Origin of the sequence: Nocardioides pini (assembly GCF_026712185.1) — a bacterium.
Lineage (GTDB): Bacteria > Actinomycetota > Actinomycetes > Propionibacteriales > Nocardioidaceae > Nocardioides > Nocardioides pini.
The window spans coordinates 644,194-661,046 of sequence record NZ_JAPPUX010000003.1; the positions used below are offsets into that span (position 1 = coordinate 644,194).

A 16,853-nucleotide genomic window follows, 5' to 3' on the forward strand; every position below is an offset into this window, starting at 1 on the left:
TAGAACCCGACGGGTCCGGCCCGACACAGCCGAAACGAAGCGGGGGTCCCCGGACCCCAAGCGAGGTGGTACCGCGGCAGGGATGTCGTCCTCGTGTCAGTCACGACCGAGACGTACGACGCCACCGCAGGAGCCCCAGATGACCTACCCGAAGGTCTCGCACACCGACGCCACCACCGTCGCCAGCAGCCCGCGCTTCCCGGAGATCGAGGAGGCGGTGCTCGCCTACTGGGAGTCCGACGACACCTTCCGCGCGAGCGTCGAGCAGCGCGACGCCGGCGCCGACGGCGAGAACGAGTTCGTCTTCTACGACGGCCCGCCCTTCGCGAACGGCCTGCCGCACTACGGCCACCTGCTCACCGGCTACGTCAAGGACCTCATCCCGCGCTACCAGACCATGCGTGGCCACCGGGTCGAGCGCCGGTTCGGCTGGGACACCCACGGCCTGCCCGCCGAGCTCGAGGCGATGCGCCTCAACGGCATCAAGACCACCGACGAGATCGTCGAGCTGGGCATCGAGAAGTTCAACGAGGCCTGCCGCCAGTCGGTCCTGAAGTACACCGGCGAGTGGCGCGACTACGTCACCCGCCAGGCGCGCTGGGTCGACTTCGACAACGACTACCGCACGATGAACCCGGAGTTCATGGAGTCGGTCATCTGGGCCTTCAAGCAGCTGCACGACAAGGGCCTGGTCTACGAGGGCTTCCGCGTGCTGCCGTACTGCTGGCAGGACGAGACGCCGCTGTCCAACCACGAGCTGCGCATGGACGACGACGTCTACCAGATGCGCCAGGACCCGGCCGTCACCGTCGGGTACGACGTCACGACCGAGGGCGTCTTCCAGGGCGTCAAGGTCCTCGTCTGGACGACGACGCCGTGGACCCTGCCCTCCAACCTCGCCGTCATGGTGGGCGAGGACATCGACTACGTCGTCGTCGAGTCCGACGGGCCGACCGGCAGCGCGGAGCGCTACCTGCTCGCCGAGGCCCGCCTGGCGTCGTACGCCCGCGAGCTCGGCGACGAGCCGACGGTCACCTGGCGCGGGACGGGTGCCGACCTCGTCGGCCTGGAGTACGCGCCGCCGTTCTCCTACTACGCGGGCCACGAGCGCGCGTTCCGCCTCGTGCCCGCCGAGTTCGTCACGACCACGGACGGCACCGGGCTGGTGCACACCGCCGGCGCCTTCGGTGAGGACGACAAGGTCGTCACCGACCGCGAGGGCATCGAGGCGGTCATGCCCGTCGGCAAGGACGGGCGCTTCACGTTCCCGGTCACCGACTACGAGGGCATGCAGGTCTTCGACGCCAACCTCCACATCATCGACCACCTCAAGGCCGCCACGAGGGGCGAGCCCGGCGGGTCGGTCACCCCCGGCACCGTCCTCGTGCGCCGTGAGACCTACGACCACTCCTACCCGCACTGCTGGCGCTGCCGGCAGCCGCTGATCTACAAGGGCGTCTCGTCGTGGTTCGTCGAGGTGACCAAGGTCAAGGAGCGCCTCATGGCGCTCAACCAGGACATCCGCTGGGTGCCGGAGCACATCAAGGACGGCCAGTTCGGCAAGTGGCTGGAGAACGCCCGCGACTGGTCGATCACCCGCAACCGCTTCTGGGGCAGCCCGGTGCCGGTGTGGAAGTCCGACGACGAGCACTACCCCCGCGTCGACGTCTACGGCTCCTTCGAGGAGATCGAGCGCGACTTCGGCACGCTGCCACGCGACGAGGACGGCAACCCCGACCTGCACCGGCCGTTCGTCGACGAGCTCACCCGGCCCAACCCCGACGACCCGACCGGTCGGTCGACCATGCGCCGCGTCACCGACGTCCTCGACGTGTGGTTCGACTCCGGCTCGATGTCCTTCGCGCAGGTGCACTACCCGTTCGAGAACAAGGACTGGTTCGACAACCACTTCCCGGGCGACTTCATCGTCGAGTACATCGGCCAGACCCGCGGCTGGTTCTACACGATGCACGTCCTGGCGGGCGCGATCTTCGACCGGCCGGCGTTCTCGACGTGCCTCAGCCACGGCATCGTGCTGGGCAACGACGGCCAGAAGATGTCGAAGTCGCTGCGCAACTACCCCGATGTGCGCGAGGTCTTCGACCGCGACGGCGCCGACGCGATGCGCTGGTTCCTCATGTCGAGCCCGATCCTGCGCGGCGGCAACCTCGTCGTCACCGAGCAGGGCATCCGTGACTCGGTGCGGCAGGTGCTCATCCCGCTGTGGAACAGCTGGTCGTTCTTCAGCCTGTACGCCAACGCGGCGAAGGGCGGCGAGGGGTACGACGCCACGTGGCGCACCGACAGCGCTCACCCGATGGACCGCTACATCCTGGCCAAGCTGCGCGACTACGTCGCCGCGATGACCGACCAGCTCGACAACTACGAGGTCGCCGCGGCCTGTGACTCGACCCGCGGCTTCCTCGACGTGCTGACGAACTGGTACATCCGGCGTTCCCGCGAGCGCTTCTGGGACGAGGACGCCGACGCATTCGACACCCTCCACACGGTGCTCGAGGTCGTCTGCCGCGCCACGGCGCCGCTGATGCCGCTCACCACCGAGGAGGTCTGGCGCGGACTGACCGGCGAGCGCTCGGTCCACCTGACCGACTGGCCGTCCGCCGACGAGCTGCCCTCGGACGAGTCCCTGGTCGCGTCGATGGACACCGTCCGCGACGTCTGCTCGGCAGGGTCCGCGCTGCGCAAGGCGGCCAACCTCCGCAACCGCCTCCCGCTCGCCCGGCTGACCGTCGTCACCGACGCCGACCTCGACGGGTTCGAGCAGCTGATCGCCGACGAGCTGAACCTCAAGGCCGTCGAGGTGCTCGCGGTGGACGCGCCCGAGGCGGCGTCGTACGGCGTCTCGCAGCGACTCACGGTCAACGCCCGCGCGGCCGGTCCGCGCCTGGGCAGGGACGTCCAGCTCGCCATCAAGGGATCGAAGTCCGGCGACTGGTCGGTCGCCGACGACGGCACCGTGACCGCCGGCGGGCTCGCGCTCGTCGAGGGGGAGTACGCCCTCGAGACGGTGGCCGGCTCCTCGGACGGCGACACCGCGATCGGCATGCTGCCGCGCGGCGGCTTCGTCGTCCTCGACACCGCCGTCACGCCCGAGCTGGAGGCCGAGGGCACCGCCCGCGACCTCATCCGCGCGGTCCAGCAGGCCCGCAAGGACGCCGGGCTCCAGGTCAGCGACCGGATCAGCCTCACGATCTCGGGCCCGGACGCCACCCTGGCCGCGGCGCGGGCCCACGAGGCCCTGATCGCGGAGGAGACGCTGGCGACCGCGGTGTCGTACGCCGACGCGGCTGCCGTCGACGTGGAGGTCGCCCGGACCTGAGCCCCGGGAGGGCGCGACTGGTTGAATCGAGCCATGGCACACCTCGACCTGTCCGCCGACGTCGTCACCCTGACCCAGCAGCTCGTCGACGTCTTCTCCGTGAGCCACCAGGAGCAGGAGATCGCCGACGCGGTCGAGGCGGCCCTGCAGGCCCTGCCGCACCTCACCGTGACCCGGCGCGGCCACACGATCGTCGCGCGCACCGAGCTCGGCCTGGGGGAGCGGGTGGTGATCGCCGGACACCTCGACACCGTCCCGGTCAACGACAACTGGCCCTCCCGCCTCGAGGACGGCGTGCTGCACGGGCTCGGCAGCTGCGACATGAAGGGCGGCGACGCGGTGATGCTCAAGCTCGCCGCCGACGTCGCCTCGCCCAACCGCGACCTCACCTTCATCTTCTACGAGGCCGAGGAGGTCGACTCGGTCCACAACGGCCTGCGCAAGCTGACCGAGAGCGACCCCGACCTCCTGCAGGCCGACTTCGCGATCCTCATGGAGCCGAGCAACGCCTCGATCGAGGCGGGCTGCCAGGGGACGATGCGCGTCGACGTGCGCACGACGGGCGAGCGCTCGCACAGCGCCCGCAGCTGGAAGGGCGTCAACGCCATCCACCTCGCCGCGCCCGTGCTCGCCCGGCTCAACGACTACGTCGCGCGCCGGCCGGAGATCGACGGCCTGACCTTCCACGAGGGGCTCAACGCGACCGGCATCCGTGGCGGGGTCGCCGGCAACGTGATCCCCGACGAGTGCGTGGTCGAGGTCAACTTCCGGTTCGCCCCCGACCGCACCGAGGCCGACGCCGAGGCGTTCGTGCGCGACTTCTTCGAGGGCTACGACGTCACGGTGACCGACATGGCCGCCGGCGCCATGCCCGGCCTCGACCGGCCCGCGGCCAAGGCGTTCGTCGAGGCGGTCGGCGGCGAGGCCGCGCCGAAGTTCGGCTGGACCGACGTCGCCCAGTTCACCAGGCTCGGCGTCCCCGCGGTGAACTTCGGCCCCGGCGACCCGATGTTCGCCCACAAGCAGGACGAGCACGTGCCGACCGAGCACGTCGAACGCTGCGAGCGGATCCTCAAGGAGTGGCTGGCATGAACACCCGACGCACCGACCGGCACGCCGACCGCGTGGCCGGCCCCGTCATCGAGCGCCGCGGCCAGGTCCACGAGGGCAGCACGACCGACCAGCGCCTGCTCGACTCCAGGGGCGCCACCGACTGGGTGCACACCGACCCGTGGCGGGTCCTGCGGATCCAGGCGGAGTTCGTCGAGGGCTTCGGCGCGCTCGCCGAGACCGGTCCCGCGATCGCGGTCTTCGGCTCCGCGCGGACCCCGGTCGACCACCCCTTCTACGCGATCGGCGAGGAGGTCGGCCGCAAGCTGGTCGAGGCCGGCTTCGCCGTCATCACCGGCGGCGGGCCCGGCGCGATGGAGGCGGCCAACAAGGGGGCCTGTGAGGCCGGCGGTGCGAGCGTCGGCCTCGGCATCGAGCTGCCCTTCGAGTCCGGCCTCAACCAGTGGGTCGACAAGGGCATCAACTTCCGTTACTTCTTTGCCCGCAAGACGATGTTCGTGAAGTACTCCCAGGGCTTCGTCGTGCTGCCCGGCGGGCTCGGCACCCTCGACGAGCTCTTCGAGGCGCTGACGCTGGTGCAGACGCGCAAGGTCACGTCGTTCCCCATCGTGCTCATCGGCACGTCCTACTGGTCGGGGCTGTTCGACTGGCTGCGGGAGACCGTGCTGGCCGAGGGCAAGATCAACGTCGCCGACCTCGACATGATGGTGCTGACCGACGACGTCGACGAGGCGGTGTCGTTGATGGTGGCCGCCCGCGAGGACCGCTGGCCCACGCCCGAGGCGGAGCGACCCGAGTGATGATGTGGTTCTTCGCGGTCCTCGTCGTCCTCGTGCTCGGCGGCGTCGCGATGGTGGCATCGGGCCGCGGCGGCTCGATGCCCCCGGCGTACGACGACCGCCCGGACCTCGCGCTCCCCGACGACCGGCCGATCGCGGCGCAGGACCTGCGTCGGGTGCGCTTCCCGCTCGCGTTCCGCGGCTACCGGATGTCCGACGTGGACGCCCTGCTCGCCCGGCTGGCGACCGAGCTCGACGACGAGCTCGAGGACGAGCGCAGGGACGAGCGCGAGGGGGAGCGCAGCGACGAGCCGGGGCCCGGTCCCGACGGTCCGGCGTCGTCTGGCGAGCCGCCACGCCTCTAGGGCAGACTGCCGCGTCATGTCGTTCACGATCGTCGTCTGGATCCTCACGGCCCTCGCGGCCGTGGCGATCGTGCTGACCAGGCTGCGGCTCCGCAACGATGCCGCTGCCGGTCGCCTCTCCATCAGCAGCCGCGTGCCCCTCACGCACTTCGTCGCCGGCACGGTCGCCCTCGTGCTGTGGCTGGGGGTGCTGCTCGCGCCGGAGGACTCCGTGCTCGGCGGACCGCTCGTCGGCATCGTCGCGATCGCCTGCTGGTGGCTCACCGCCGTGTGCGGTCTGCTCATCCTGGCGCGCTGGCTGCCCACCAAGGGGCGTCACGCGCCCGAGGCCGCCGGCGACTCGTGGAGCGACGGGCCGGGCCTGTCCCTGCTGGCCCACCTCGGCATGGTGGTCGGCGTGCTGGTCTTCACCTACGCCTACCTCACCGCGGCCGTGTGATGCGTGCGCCGCGCACCCGGTCGGCGTACGCCGCTGTGCTGACGACGGCGGCGCTGGCGGTCGCGGGCCTCGCCCAGCCGGTGGCTGCACCCGCCGTCGCCGCCGCAGCCGAGGGCCCCGGCGAGCGCCCGGCGGTGGTCGAGGTCCGCACGATCGGCCACTCGGTCCAGGGACGGCCGATCCGGGCGTGGCGCCTCGGGGAGCCGGGCAGGCGCCGCATCGTGCTGGTGTCGACGATGCACGGCAACGAGCCGCACACCCGCCGGATCCTCGAGACCCTGCGCGACGGGCGACCGGTGCGCGGCGTCGACCTGTGGGTGCTGCCGACCTACAACCCCGACGGGCTCGCCCGCGGGACCCGCCGCAACGCCCGTGGCGTCGACCTCAACCGCAACTTCCCCCACCTGTGGAAGGACCTCGACGGGAGCTACGAGTCCGGTCCCCGCCCGGCGAGCGAGCCGGAGACGCGTGCGGTGATGTCGTTCCTCGAGGAGGTCGACCCGCGCCGGGTGATCAGCTTCCACCAGCCGCTGCACGGCGTCGACACGGACACCAAGGACCCGGGCTTCGCGCGTCGCCTGGCGCGGGCCCTGCGGCTCCCGCGCACCACCCTCGACTGCGGCGGGTTGTGCCACGGCACCATGACGATGTGGTTCAACCACCGCTTCCGGGGCTCGGCCCTCACCGTCGAGTACGGCAGCCGGCCCTCGCGGCACCGGATGGGCGTCCAGGCCCCCCGGCAGCTGCTGGGCGTGATCGGCGCGCACCGCACGCGCGGCTGACCGCCGGGCGCCCCGCTCAGCGGCCGTGGAAGACCGGCTGCTCCTTGGCCATGAACGCGTCGACCGCGGCGAGGTGGTCCTCGGTGCCGCCGGTCAGCGCCATCTTGTCGGCCTCGAAGGCCAGCGACTCCTCCAGCGGGTGCGCAGCGGCGTACGCCACCGCCTGCCGGATCGAGCCGAACGCGACGGTCGGGCCCGACGCGAGCCGGGCGGCGAGCTCGCCGACCACCTGCGGGAGCTCCTCGGCGGTGACGACCTGCGTGGCCAGCCCCAGCTCGAGGGCCTCCTGGGCGGAGACCGTGCGCGGGAAGTAGAGCAGCTCCATCGCCTTGGCGCGGCCCACGAGGCGCGGCAGGGTCCAGCTCGACCCGGTGTCGCACGACAGCGCCACACCGGCGAAGGAGGTGTTGAAGCCGGCGGAGTCGACGACGACGCGGAAGTCGGCGGCGAAGGCGAGGCTGGCACCGGCGCCCGCCGCGACGCCGTTGACCGCCGCGACGACGGGCTTGGGCATCGTTGCCAGTGCCAGCACGATCGGGTTGTAGTGCTGCTCGACGGTGTCCGACAGCGGGACGTCCGCCTCGCCCTTCAGTCCGGCGAGGTGCTCCTTGAGGTCCTGGCCGACGCAGAAGGCGCGGCCGCTGCCGGTGAGCACGACGCACCGCACCTCGGGGTCCCCGGCGACCCGGTGGACGGTGTCGCGCAGCAGGTCCTTGGTGGCGACGTCGAGGCCGTTCATCGCCTCGGGGCGGTTGAGCGTGATCGTCGCGACGCCGTCCTCGACGTTCAGCAGGACGGGGGGCTGGGAGGTCGTCATGGCCGCAGTCTGCCTGACCGACATCGTGTGTTTGCGCCCTGTGGTGCCGATCACGCACGTCATGGGGGATAATGACGTCGTACGACGCCGATCGAGGTGGCCGAAAGACACTGAGCCGCCTCGATTCGCATGTGAAGAGCCACATCCAGTGATGGCTGAACAGGAAGAGGTGCGCCGATGGCCGCCATGAAGCCCCGCACGGGCGACGGACCGCTCGAGGTCACGAAGGAAGGCCGCGGCATCGTCATGCGCGTCCCGCTCGAGGGCGGTGGACGGCTGGTGGTGGAGCTCAACGCCGAGGAGGCCTCGGCTCTCGGTGACGCCCTCAAGGACGTCGTCGGCTGATCGTGCCCAGCACCGCACTGCCTCCCCAGGTCTCGCCGCCCGAGTTCGCCCTGAGCCCAGCGCTGCCCCACCAGATCGGGGGCGCGGAGGTCTGGGCGTTCCCGGTCCTCCCCGACGAGGACGGGCCGCTCCTCGGACCGGGCGCCGACGAGGCCGGTGACGCCCTGGGGGTCGACCTGCTCGCCGCGCTCGAGGTGTCGCGAGCCACCGGTCGCACCGGCGAGGTGACGACGGTCCCGGTCTCCGGCCGGGTCGACACCGAGCCCGACGGGTCCGGCGGGCCCGGCCTCGTGCTGCTCGTCGGGGTGGGCGAGGCGACCGCGACCGACTTCCGCCGGGCCGGGGCCGCTCTCGCCCGCGCCACCAAGGACCGCGGCAGCGTCGTGACCTCGCTCGCGTCGATCGCGCCCGACGAGGGACTCGGTGCCTTCGTCATCGGGGCGATGCTCGGGTCGTTCGCCTTCCACTGGCGCTCCACCGGCCCCAAGGAGCGTCCGGTCGCGCGGATCGTGCTCGCCGGCGTGGACGACGACGGCGCCGACGACGAGCTCGCCCGGGCGATCGCGCTGGGCGGCGCCGGCTGGCGCTCCCGCACCCTCGCGACCGTCCCCGCCAACCTGAAGACGCCGGCCTGGCTGGCCGAGCAGGCCGTCGAGGTCGGCGAGGCGGCCGGCCTGGACGTCCAGGTCTGGGACGACGCGCGGCTGGAGGCCGAGGGCTTCGGCGGCATCCGCGCCGTCGGCGGCGGCTCGGTCAACGAGCCTCGGCTCATCCGCATGGACTACACCCCGCGCGGGGCCACCAAGCGCATGCCCACGGTGGTGATCGTCGGCAAGGGCATCACCTTCGACACCGGCGGTCTCGACATCAAGCCCAGCGAGGGCATGCTGACGATGAAGCGCGACATGAGCGGCGGCGGCGCCGTCATCGCGACGATGGCCGCGCTCCGCGACGTCGACTGCCCGGTCCGCGTGGTCGGCCTGGTGCCGGCCGCGGAGAACGCCGTCAGCGGCTCCGCCATGCGACCCGGCGACGTCATCACGCACTTCGGGGGCCGCACCTCCGAGGTCAACAACACCGACGCCGAGGGCCGCCTCGTCCTGGCCGACGCGATGGCGTACGCCGTCAGCGAGATCGCCCCGGCCGCCCTCGTCGACATCGCCACCCTCACCGGTGCGATGAAGGTGTCGCTCGGCCAGTGGACCGGCGGCTACTTCGCCAACCACGACGGTCTCGCCGACCAGGTGAAGGCAGCCGCGGCCGCGTCGGGCGAGAGTGCCTGGCGGATGCCGCTGGTCGCGGACTACGAGGAGAAGGTCGCCTCCGGCATCGCCGACGGCGACAACGCCGCGGGCGGGGCGGGCGCCATCACGGCGGCGCTGTTCCTCCAGCACTTCGCCGGCGACGTGCCCTGGGCGCACATCGACTTCGCCTCCGCCGCCGAGTCCCCGACCGACCGCTTCGAGTGGACCGCGGGCCCCAGCGGCTGGGGCCCGCGCCTCCTGCTGACCTGGCTCGGCTCCGACGACCCGCTGGCCGGGATCGTCTGATGCTCGGGCTGACCGTCCGCTGGTCCCTCGCCGACGCGCCCGAGGGCGTCGAGGAGCAGCTGGCGGCCTACGTCGCCGAGACGTCCCACGCCCGGTTCACCGGCATGGCCGGGCTGCGCTTCAAGACCTGGCGCCAGGTGCCGGGGGAGTGGTTCGAGGGCTGCTACGTCTTCGCCACCAGCGAGGCGCGCGAGGACTTCCAGCGCACCTTCACCCAGGACGCCCCCGACGCCCCGGGGTCCCGGATCATCGGCAGCCCGCCGATCCTCATCGAGGCCTGCGACATCGTGGCCGTCGCCGAGGGCTGGGACGGGTTCGAGGCCTCGCCACGGTGCTGATGGCGCTCGCGCGTCAGTCCTGACGACGTCGGGCGCCGAGCGCGGTGGCTGAGGCCCCGGTGCCGGCTGCTGCGTCATGCGAACCCGCACCCATACGTACGCCTTCGTATGACGTCCGCCGTGGGCCGAGCAGGTCAGCGAGCGGAGCGAGCGCCATCAACCAGCTTCGGGCGCCCACTCCTTCTTCGCGGCGAGCAGGCCGTCGCCGACGGGGAGCAGCACGGGCACGAGGTCCTCGTGCTCGAGGATCGTCCGGCCGAGGTCGCGGATGGTGACGGTCTCCTCGTCGCGCTGGGCCGGGTCGGCGACCCGGTCGTGCCACAGCGCGTTGTCGAACGCCACGACCCCACCGGGGCGCAGCAGCCGCAGCGCCTCCTTGAGGTACGCGGCGTACTCGCGCTTGTCGCCGTCGCAGAACACCAGGTCGTAGTGGCCGTCGGTGAGGCGCGGCAGGACGTCGAGCCCGGCGCCGGCGATGGTGCGGGCGCGGTTGCCGGGGATCCCGGCCTCGGTGAAGGTCTCCTTCGCCAGGCGCTGGTGCTCGGCCTCGATGTCGACGGTCGTCAGCACGCCGTCGGAGCGCATGCCGCGCAGCAGCCAGAGGCCGGACACGCCCGTGCCGGTGCCGATCTCGACCACCGCACGAGCGTCGAGCACCGAGGCGAGGAAGCGCAGCGCGGCACCCACGCCGGGGCCGACGGGGGCGACGCCCACCTCCTCGGCACGGCTGCGGGCGGCGGCGAGGAGGTCGTCCTCGGCCACGTACGCCTCGGCGTAGGACCAGCTCGCGGGCTTGGGCGGCGTGGTGTTGTCAGGCACGGCGCGACTCTATCGCGCAGCAGCCTCCCGGCGTGGCCGGGAACACACGGGCCCCGTCGGTCGTTGGAGGCGGTGACCCGGGCAGGACTTCTTGGCCGGTCCGCATGTGGTTCACAGGGAACTCTCAGGCGGGATACCTAGCGTCAGGAAGGACATCGAGCCGTTGCAGCTGCGGTCGAGGAAGACGAGCCAGGGAGCGCCCGTGGGTGATCAGGTCGACGCCACACCGGATGCCGTCGACGTGCCCACCTGGGACGAGGTCGTGGAGCAGCACTCCGACCGGGTGTTCCGGCTGGCCTACCGCCTGACCGGCAACCGCCACGACGCCGAGGACCTCACGCAGGAGGTGTTCGTCCGCGTCTTCCGCTCGCTCGACACCTACACGCCGGGCACGTTCGAGGGGTGGCTGCACCGCATCACCACCAACCTGTTCCTCGACGGTGCGCGGCGCAAGCAGCGCATCCGCTTCGACCCGCTGTCCGACGAGCGCGCCGCCCGGTTGACCAGCCCGGCCCCTGCGCCCGAGCTCGCGGTCGCCGACCAGACCTTCGACGACGACATCGAGATCGCGCTCGCGACCCTGCCGCCCGACTTCCGGGCCGCGGTCGTGCTGTGCGACGTCGAGGGCCTCAGCTACGAGGAGATCGCCGAGATCCTCGACGCCAAGCTCGGCACCGTGCGCTCGCGCATCCACCGTGGCCGCACGATGCTCCGCAAGGCCCTCGCCCACCGCGAGCCGGCCGCGGGACGCTCGCGCTACTCCGGGCCCCTCGTCCCTCGCACCCGCGGACCGGTGTCGTGATGAGCCACCTCGGATCACGGGTCAGCGCGCTCCTCGACGGTCGCCTCGCGCCGGAGGAGGAGGAGCGCTGCTGGAACCACGTCCACGCCTGCCACGCCTGCCGTGACCTCGTCGAGCAGGAGGGGTGGGTCAAGACCCAGCTCGCCCAGCTGTCGTTCGGTCCGGGCCAGCCCTCCCACGACTTCAAGTCGGCGCTGATGGGCCGCTGCTCCGCCCTGGGCGCCGGTGGCGGCCGCGGCCTGGTCGCCCCGGAGTTCCCGACCACCCGTCACCGCTCCCGCCGCGGGATCGTCGCCATCGGCGGCGGCGCGGCGAGCGCCTGCGTCGTCGGCGTGCTCGCCCTCGGCGTGGCCGGCGGCCCCCGCGTCGACCCACGTCCGCCGGTCACCGACCTCAGCCGGCCGACCGGACCGGCGAGCCCGGCCGTCACCGGCGACGACCGCACCCGCGGGCCCGCCTCACCCTCCCGGACGCCCCTGGCCGAGCGCCTCGTGGCGATCCGGGAGAAGATTGCTCCGTGAGCCACGAGCACAGGCCCGACGAGCAGACCCCGGACGAGCAGGTCCCTGACCAGCCGGTCGCGGGCGCGCACCAGGAGGAGCCGACCCAGCCGCTGGCCGGCTGGCGCCCCACCGCGGCCGAGCCCGAGGCGGTCGAGCCCGGGCCCGCTCCCGCCGCGCAGCCGGAGGGTCGTGCGTACGGCGCTCCCGACGACGCCGGCCACGACGCCGGGGCCGGGCCGGGCGACACCCCCTCCGACCAGGCCGGGATGCTCGGCGGCCCGCCGCCTCACCGCACGCCGTTCGGCGAGCCGCAGGGCGCGTCCCCGCAGCCGCGTCTCGACCACGAGGCCGCCGCGCCGACCCTGCCGTACCCCACCCAGGACCCCTACGCGCAGCAGCGGCCGGGACAGCAGCCCGGACAGCCCTGGTTCGGTCCAGGCCCGCAACCGCGTCCGACGTACGCCGGACCGGTGACGGTCGCCCGCAGGATCCCCCTGTGGGTCTGGCCCGCGGTCGCCTGCCTCGCCCTCGTCGTGGGCATCCTCGGCGGCCTCGCCGGTGGTGCGATCCAGGACGAGCTCTCCGCCCGCCCCGGCACCAACGACAACGGGATCAACGGCGTCCGGACGCAGACCGCCGCGCCCCTGGAGGCCGACAACGGCTCGGTTGCCGCGGTGGCCCAGGCGCTCCTGCCCAGCACCGTCCAGATCGTCGCCGAGCTCGACGGACGCGAGGGGGGCGCCACCGGGTCGGGCTTCGTCCTCGACCGCGAGGGCCACGTCGTGACCAACAACCACGTGGTCGCCTCCGCGGCGGAGGACGACGGCCCGATCGTCGTCATCGACCACCAGGGCCAGCGGCTCGAGGCGACCGTGGTGGGTCGGAGCTCGGTGTACGACCTCGCGGTGCTCTCCGTCGAGGGTGGCGGCAAGCTCGAGCCGGCGGCGCTGGGCGCCTCGCAGGTCCTGCGCGTCGGCGACCCCGTGATCGCCTTCGGCGCCCCGCTCGGCCTGAGCCAGACCGTGACCTCGGGCATCGTCAGCGCCCTCAATCGGCCGGTGACCACCTCGGGGCAGTCGGAGGACGACTCCTCCTACATCAACGCCGTGCAGACCGACGCCGCGATCAACCCGGGCAACTCCGGCGGCCCGCTGGTGAACCTCGCCGGCGAGGTGGTCGGGGTGAACTCCGCGATCGCCACCAACGGCGGCGCGTCTGGCGAGGCGGGCAACATCGGCGTCGGCTTCGCGATCCCGATCGAGCAGGTGCGCACGACCGTGGACCAGATCCTGCGCACCGGCAAGGCGGAGTACCCCGTCATCGGCGCCCAGGTGCGCACGGGCGGCGAGCCCGACTCGGAGGGCGCCACGATCACCGAGGTCATGCCCGACACCCCCGCCGAGCGTGCCGGCCTGGAGAAGGACGACGTCATCACGGCGGTCGACGACCAGCCGGTGAGCGACGGCATCGCGCTGATCGTGGCGATCCGCACCCACCTGCCGGGCGACACCGTCGAGATGTCGGTGGTGCGCGGCGGCGAGGAGCGGGTCGTGCAGGTCGAGCTCGACGGCAAGGTCGGCTAGTCACCCGCGTCCTAGGTGTCGGACGACTCGGACTCGGCGTCCACGAACGGGTGCTGGTCGACGAACTCCTTGGTCTGGGTGTACATCCGCTGGATGAACTCCTCGAGCTGCACCCGCTCGACGCGCCACTGGCCGCGGCCGCCGATCTTGATGGCCGGCAGCTCGCCCCGGCGGACCAGCGCGTAGACCTGCGCACCGGAGGTGTTGAGCACCTCCGCGACGTCGGCGAGCGTCAGGAAGCGGGGGTCGTCGGCCATGGGGCCATCGTGCCACCGCGCGCACGGCGCCCGTCGCCGCCCGGCCGTCCCCTGTGGAGAGACAGGTGTGAACTCCGGTCCGGGCGGCAATGATGGCGTCGTGCCTCGGACCACGTCTCGGACCTCCTCTCGCGGCTCCTCCCGCCACGCCCCGTCACCCGACGTGGCGACGACCGCCCGCCCGCCCGACGTCCCGGCCGCGACGCGGGCCACGACACCCGGCTGGCGCGACCCGCGGCTGTGGGTCGGGGTGGTGCTCGTGACGGGGTCGGTGGTCGCCGGGGCCGGGATCCTGTCCGGCGCCGACGACATGACCCCGGTGTGGGCCGCGTCGTCCGACCTGGCCGCCGGCCAGGCGCTCACCGCCGCCGACCTCGAGCCGGTCCGGGTGCGCTTCGACGACGCCGCCGACCGCGACCGCTACCTCGGCGTCGACGAGGAGCTGCCGGCAGCGCTCACCCTGACCCGGCCCCTGTCGGCGGGCGAGCTGGTCCCGGCCGCCGCGCTGGGGGAGGAGGCTGCCGACGACACGGTGTCGCTCTCGATCGCGGTGGCCCCCGAGCACGTGCCGACCGACCTCGTCCGCGGCTCCCGGGTGGACGTGTGGGTCGTGGCCGACCGCACCGTCGCGCAGCGCCGTGACCGGGCGGCCGCCGAGCTGGTCCTCGGTGACGTCGCCGTCCTCGACGCCCCGGTGGTGTCCGACGCCTTCGCGTCGGCGACGAGCCGGCAGCTCGTCCTCGCCGTCCCCGAGGTCGACGAGGAGTCGCTCGGCGAGGTCCTGGCGGCCGTCGGCGACGACCGGGTCCGGGTCGTCGGCCGGTGGTGAGGTCATGATCTGCGTGCTGCTGCTCGCCGCGGGCGAGGCGTGGGAGGCGCCGGCCCTGGCCGATCTGGAGGCGCACCCGGGGGTCGTGGTGCTCAAGCGCTGCGTCGACGTCGACGACCTCCTCGCGGCCGTCACGAGCGGTCAGGCGGACGTCGCCGTCGTCTCCCTCGACGCCCCTGGGCTCGACCCGGCGAGCGTCGCGCACCTGCGCCGCCACGCCGTCCGCCCGGTCGCCGTCACCTCGGTGCTGCCCGAGGACCTCGACGCCCGCGAGCACGCCGCCCGCCTGGGCATCACCGCGCTGGTCGGCCGGGGCGAGCTCGCGTCGTTGCCACGGGTGGTCACCACCGTGGAGGACGTCGCCGACACCCGCGTGCGGGACGCCCCGCCGGTCGTCGAGGTCGACGGCGACCCCGCGCCCGCGGCCGAGCCCGGGCGACTGGTGGCCGTCTGGGGTCCGGCCGGCGCCCCCGGGCGCACGACGGTCGCCACGAACCTCGCCTGCGAGCTCGCCCGGCGCGACGCCTCGGTGGTGCTCGCCGACCTGGACCCCTACGGCGGCGCCGTCGCCCAGCAGCTCGGCATCCTCGACGAGGTCTCGGGCCTGCTGTCGGCATCGCGGCTGGCGATCGCCGGCCAGCTCGACGACCGCTTCCCCTCGGTCTGCCGCGGCGTCGGGGACCACCTCGCCGTGGTCACCGGCCTGCCGCGTGCCGACCGGTGGCGGGAGGTGCGCGCGGCGCAGGTCGACCAGCTGCTCGAGCGGGCGCGCGCCCACGGCCAGGTCGTCGTCGACACCGGGTTCAGCATCGAGGACGACGACGGGCACGACTTCGGTGCCCGGCCGGGCCGCAACGCGCTGACCCTCGCCGCCCTCGAGCAGGCCGACGAGGTGGTCGTCGTGGGCTCGGCCGACCCCGTCGGACTCACCCGGCTCGCTCGCGGCCTCGTCGACCTCCGTGAGCGCGCTCCCGCGGCACCCGTGCGCGTGGTGGTCAACCGGATGCGACCGTCGATCGGGTGGTCGGAGAAGGAGATCGCCGGCATGGTCGAGGGCTTCAGCCGGGTCGCCGGCCTGCACTTCCTCCCGGAGGACCGCGCGGGGCTCGACCGGGCGATCGTGAGCGGGCGACCGGTCGCCGACCTGGGTGCCTCGCCGCTGGTGCACGCCCTCGCCGCGCTCACCGACGCGGCCTTCCCGTCCCATGCCCGAGGAGGTGCGGCCGGGCCGTCGGCCCGCACCCGCCTCGGGCGCCGCCGCGTCAGGGCCGGCACCGCCGGGCGCCGCTCAGTGCGGTCGACGTGAGTCCCTTCAACCCGGGAAGATTCTGAAAACCATCAAGATTTGACGTAATTTGGGTCGAGATTCCGAGGGAGACCCCATGACACGTCACTACCGCATCGCGGCCATCTCGACGCTCGCCGTCGTCATGGCCGCCTCGCCCGCGTCCGCCAAGCTCTTCCAGGGCACCACCGGCGACGACGCCATCCGTGGGAAGAACCGCGCCGACAGGATCATGGCCATCGGTGGCCAGGACAACGTGACGGCCCGTGGCGGCAACGACAAGGTCTGGGCCGGCAACGGCCACGACACCGTCACCGGCGACGACGGCGACGACTGGATCACCCTGCAGCTCGGCAACGACTGGGGCTCGGGCGGGCTCGGCAACGACTCCGTCGACGGCGGCCAGGGCGACGACGAGATGTACGGCGGCGAGGGCAACGACAAGCTGACGGCCGGTGACGGTATCGACCTCGTCCACGGCGAGGGCGGCAACGACCTCGTCGGCGGCGGCCCGGGCGACGACCGGCTCTTCGGTGGCGACGGCGTCGACAAGCACATCGGCAACGACGGCAACGACTACATCGACGCCGGCCCGGGTGACGACGGAGCCATCCAGGGTGGTCCCGGCAACGACGTGCTCATCGACGGCGAGGGCAACGACGTCAAGATCAAGGGCGACGAGGGCGACGACACCGTCTTCCTCGGACCCGGCGCGGACAAGGTCTTCACCGAGCAGGGCAACGACACGATCTACGTGCTCCCCGACGGCCAGCCGGACAAGATCCACTGCGACGACCCGACCCAGGGCGACAACGGCAGTGCCGACCGGGTGGTCTTCGTCGGCTGGCGCGACGGGGCCGACGTCATCGACTACCGCGGCTCGTGCGAGATCATCGAGGTCACCGACGTGCTGCCGGCCGGCTGGCCGTACGGCCCGGTCGTGCGCTGA

At 72.8% G+C, this 16,853-nt stretch carries 18 protein-coding genes; 15 read left to right on the forward strand and 3 right to left on the reverse strand.

Features of this window, described 5'->3' with window-relative positions; genetic code table 11:
• The first annotated feature begins 139 nt into the window (after window positions 1–139).
• Genes ileS through NYO98_RS12865 form a run of 6 tightly spaced genes read left to right on the forward strand, consistent with a single transcriptional unit; the run spans window position 140 to window position 6,776 of the window.
• Entirely contained in the window at window positions 140–3,340 is a 3,201-nt protein-coding gene (gene ileS, locus NYO98_RS12840) for an isoleucine--tRNA ligase (RefSeq protein ID WP_268112124.1), read from the forward strand.
• 33 nt (window positions 3,341–3,373) lie between these two features.
• Window positions 3,374–4,432: a succinyl-diaminopimelate desuccinylase gene (dapE, locus tag NYO98_RS12845; protein WP_268112125.1), complete on the forward strand. Its 1,059-nt coding sequence runs from the start codon at window positions 3,374–3,376 to the stop codon at window positions 4,430–4,432.
• Window positions 4,429–5,211: an LOG family protein gene (locus tag NYO98_RS12850; protein ID WP_268112126.1), complete on the forward strand. Its 783-nt coding sequence runs from the start codon at window positions 4,429–4,431 to the stop codon at window positions 5,209–5,211. The genes dapE and NYO98_RS12850 overlap by 4 nt, the downstream gene beginning before the upstream one ends.
• On the forward strand, window positions 5,211–5,555 hold the full coding sequence (locus NYO98_RS12855; protein WP_268112127.1) for a DivIVA domain-containing protein: 345 nt from the start codon (window positions 5,211–5,213) through the stop codon (window positions 5,553–5,555). Before NYO98_RS12850 ends, NYO98_RS12855 begins: the two co-directional genes overlap by 1 nt.
• 16 nt (window positions 5,556–5,571) lie before the next feature.
• Window positions 5,572–5,994 (forward strand): hypothetical protein, encoded by a 423-nt coding sequence (locus NYO98_RS12860; RefSeq protein ID WP_268112128.1) that lies wholly within the window; start codon window positions 5,572–5,574, stop codon window positions 5,992–5,994.
• The gene (locus NYO98_RS12865) at window positions 5,994–6,776 is read left to right on the forward strand and encodes a M14 family zinc carboxypeptidase (protein WP_268112129.1); all 783 of its coding nucleotides are present in this window, start codon (window positions 5,994–5,996) and stop codon (window positions 6,774–6,776) included. Before NYO98_RS12860 ends, NYO98_RS12865 begins: the two co-directional genes overlap by 1 nt.
• 16 nt (window positions 6,777–6,792) lie before the next feature.
• Here the strand turns inward: NYO98_RS12865 and NYO98_RS12870 are convergent, their stop codons facing one another.
• The gene (locus NYO98_RS12870; RefSeq protein ID WP_268112130.1) at window positions 6,793–7,593 is read right to left on the reverse strand and encodes an enoyl-CoA hydratase/isomerase family protein; all 801 of its coding nucleotides are present in this window, start codon (window positions 7,591–7,593) and stop codon (window positions 6,793–6,795) included.
• A gap of 177 nt (window positions 7,594–7,770) precedes the next feature.
• Here NYO98_RS12870 and NYO98_RS12875 point away from each other — a divergent pair, with 177 nt between their 5' ends.
• Genes NYO98_RS12875 through NYO98_RS12885 form a run of 3 tightly spaced genes read left to right on the forward strand, consistent with a single transcriptional unit; the run spans window position 7,771 to window position 9,826 of the window.
• Window positions 7,771–7,938 carry a DUF3117 domain-containing protein gene (locus NYO98_RS12875; protein ID WP_191196319.1) on the forward strand — a complete coding sequence of 56 codons (168 nt, stop codon included), beginning with the start codon at window positions 7,771–7,773 and terminating at the stop codon, window positions 7,936–7,938.
• A gap of 2 nt (window positions 7,939–7,940) precedes the next feature.
• The gene (locus NYO98_RS12880) at window positions 7,941–9,488 is read left to right on the forward strand and encodes a leucyl aminopeptidase family protein (protein WP_268112131.1); all 1,548 of its coding nucleotides are present in this window, start codon (window positions 7,941–7,943) and stop codon (window positions 9,486–9,488) included.
• Window positions 9,488–9,826: a hypothetical protein gene (locus NYO98_RS12885; protein ID WP_268112132.1), complete on the forward strand. Its 339-nt coding sequence runs from the start codon at window positions 9,488–9,490 to the stop codon at window positions 9,824–9,826. The genes NYO98_RS12880 and NYO98_RS12885 overlap by 1 nt, the downstream gene beginning before the upstream one ends.
• A gap of 156 nt (window positions 9,827–9,982) precedes the next feature.
• Here NYO98_RS12885 and NYO98_RS12890 read toward each other — a convergent pair whose 3' ends face one another.
• Window positions 9,983–10,645, reverse strand: a complete 663-nt coding sequence (locus tag NYO98_RS12890) for an O-methyltransferase (RefSeq protein WP_268112133.1) — start codon at window positions 10,643–10,645, stop codon at window positions 9,983–9,985.
• Window positions 10,646–10,847: 202 nt separating this feature from the next.
• Here NYO98_RS12890 and sigE point away from each other — a divergent pair, with 202 nt between their 5' ends.
• From sigE to NYO98_RS12905, 3 genes are read left to right on the forward strand one after another with little or no spacing between them, the layout of a single operon-like run.
• Window positions 10,848–11,447, forward strand: coding sequence for an RNA polymerase sigma factor SigE (sigE, locus tag NYO98_RS12895; RefSeq protein ID WP_407673911.1), 600 nt, complete (start codon window positions 10,848–10,850; stop codon window positions 11,445–11,447).
• Entirely contained in the window at window positions 11,447–11,968 is a 522-nt protein-coding gene (locus NYO98_RS12900; protein WP_268112134.1) for an anti-sigma factor family protein, read from the forward strand. The genes sigE and NYO98_RS12900 overlap by 1 nt, the downstream gene beginning before the upstream one ends.
• Window positions 11,965–13,533: a S1C family serine protease gene (locus NYO98_RS12905; protein ID WP_268112135.1), complete on the forward strand. Its 1,569-nt coding sequence runs from the start codon at window positions 11,965–11,967 to the stop codon at window positions 13,531–13,533. The genes NYO98_RS12900 and NYO98_RS12905 overlap by 4 nt, the downstream gene beginning before the upstream one ends.
• 11 nt (window positions 13,534–13,544) lie before the next feature.
• On the opposite strand, the gene NYO98_RS12910 is transcribed toward NYO98_RS12905, so the two are convergent.
• The gene (locus tag NYO98_RS12910) at window positions 13,545–13,790 is read right to left on the reverse strand and encodes a helix-turn-helix domain-containing protein (RefSeq protein WP_268112136.1); all 246 of its coding nucleotides are present in this window, start codon (window positions 13,788–13,790) and stop codon (window positions 13,545–13,547) included.
• 163 nt (window positions 13,791–13,953) lie between these two features.
• On the opposite strand from NYO98_RS12910, the gene NYO98_RS12915 reads away from it, so the two are divergent.
• From NYO98_RS12915 to NYO98_RS12925, 3 genes are all read left to right on the forward strand, one after another.
• Entirely contained in the window at window positions 13,954–14,619 is a 666-nt protein-coding gene (locus NYO98_RS12915; protein WP_268112137.1) for an SAF domain-containing protein, read from the forward strand.
• 4 nt (window positions 14,620–14,623) lie between these two features.
• Window positions 14,624–15,925 carry an AAA family ATPase gene (locus tag NYO98_RS12920; RefSeq protein ID WP_268112138.1) on the forward strand — a complete coding sequence of 434 codons (1,302 nt, stop codon included), beginning with the start codon at window positions 14,624–14,626 and terminating at the stop codon, window positions 15,923–15,925.
• 76 nt (window positions 15,926–16,001) lie between these two features.
• Window positions 16,002–16,853 carry a calcium-binding protein gene (locus tag NYO98_RS12925; RefSeq protein ID WP_268112139.1) on the forward strand — a complete coding sequence of 284 codons (852 nt, stop codon included), beginning with the start codon at window positions 16,002–16,004 and terminating at the stop codon, window positions 16,851–16,853.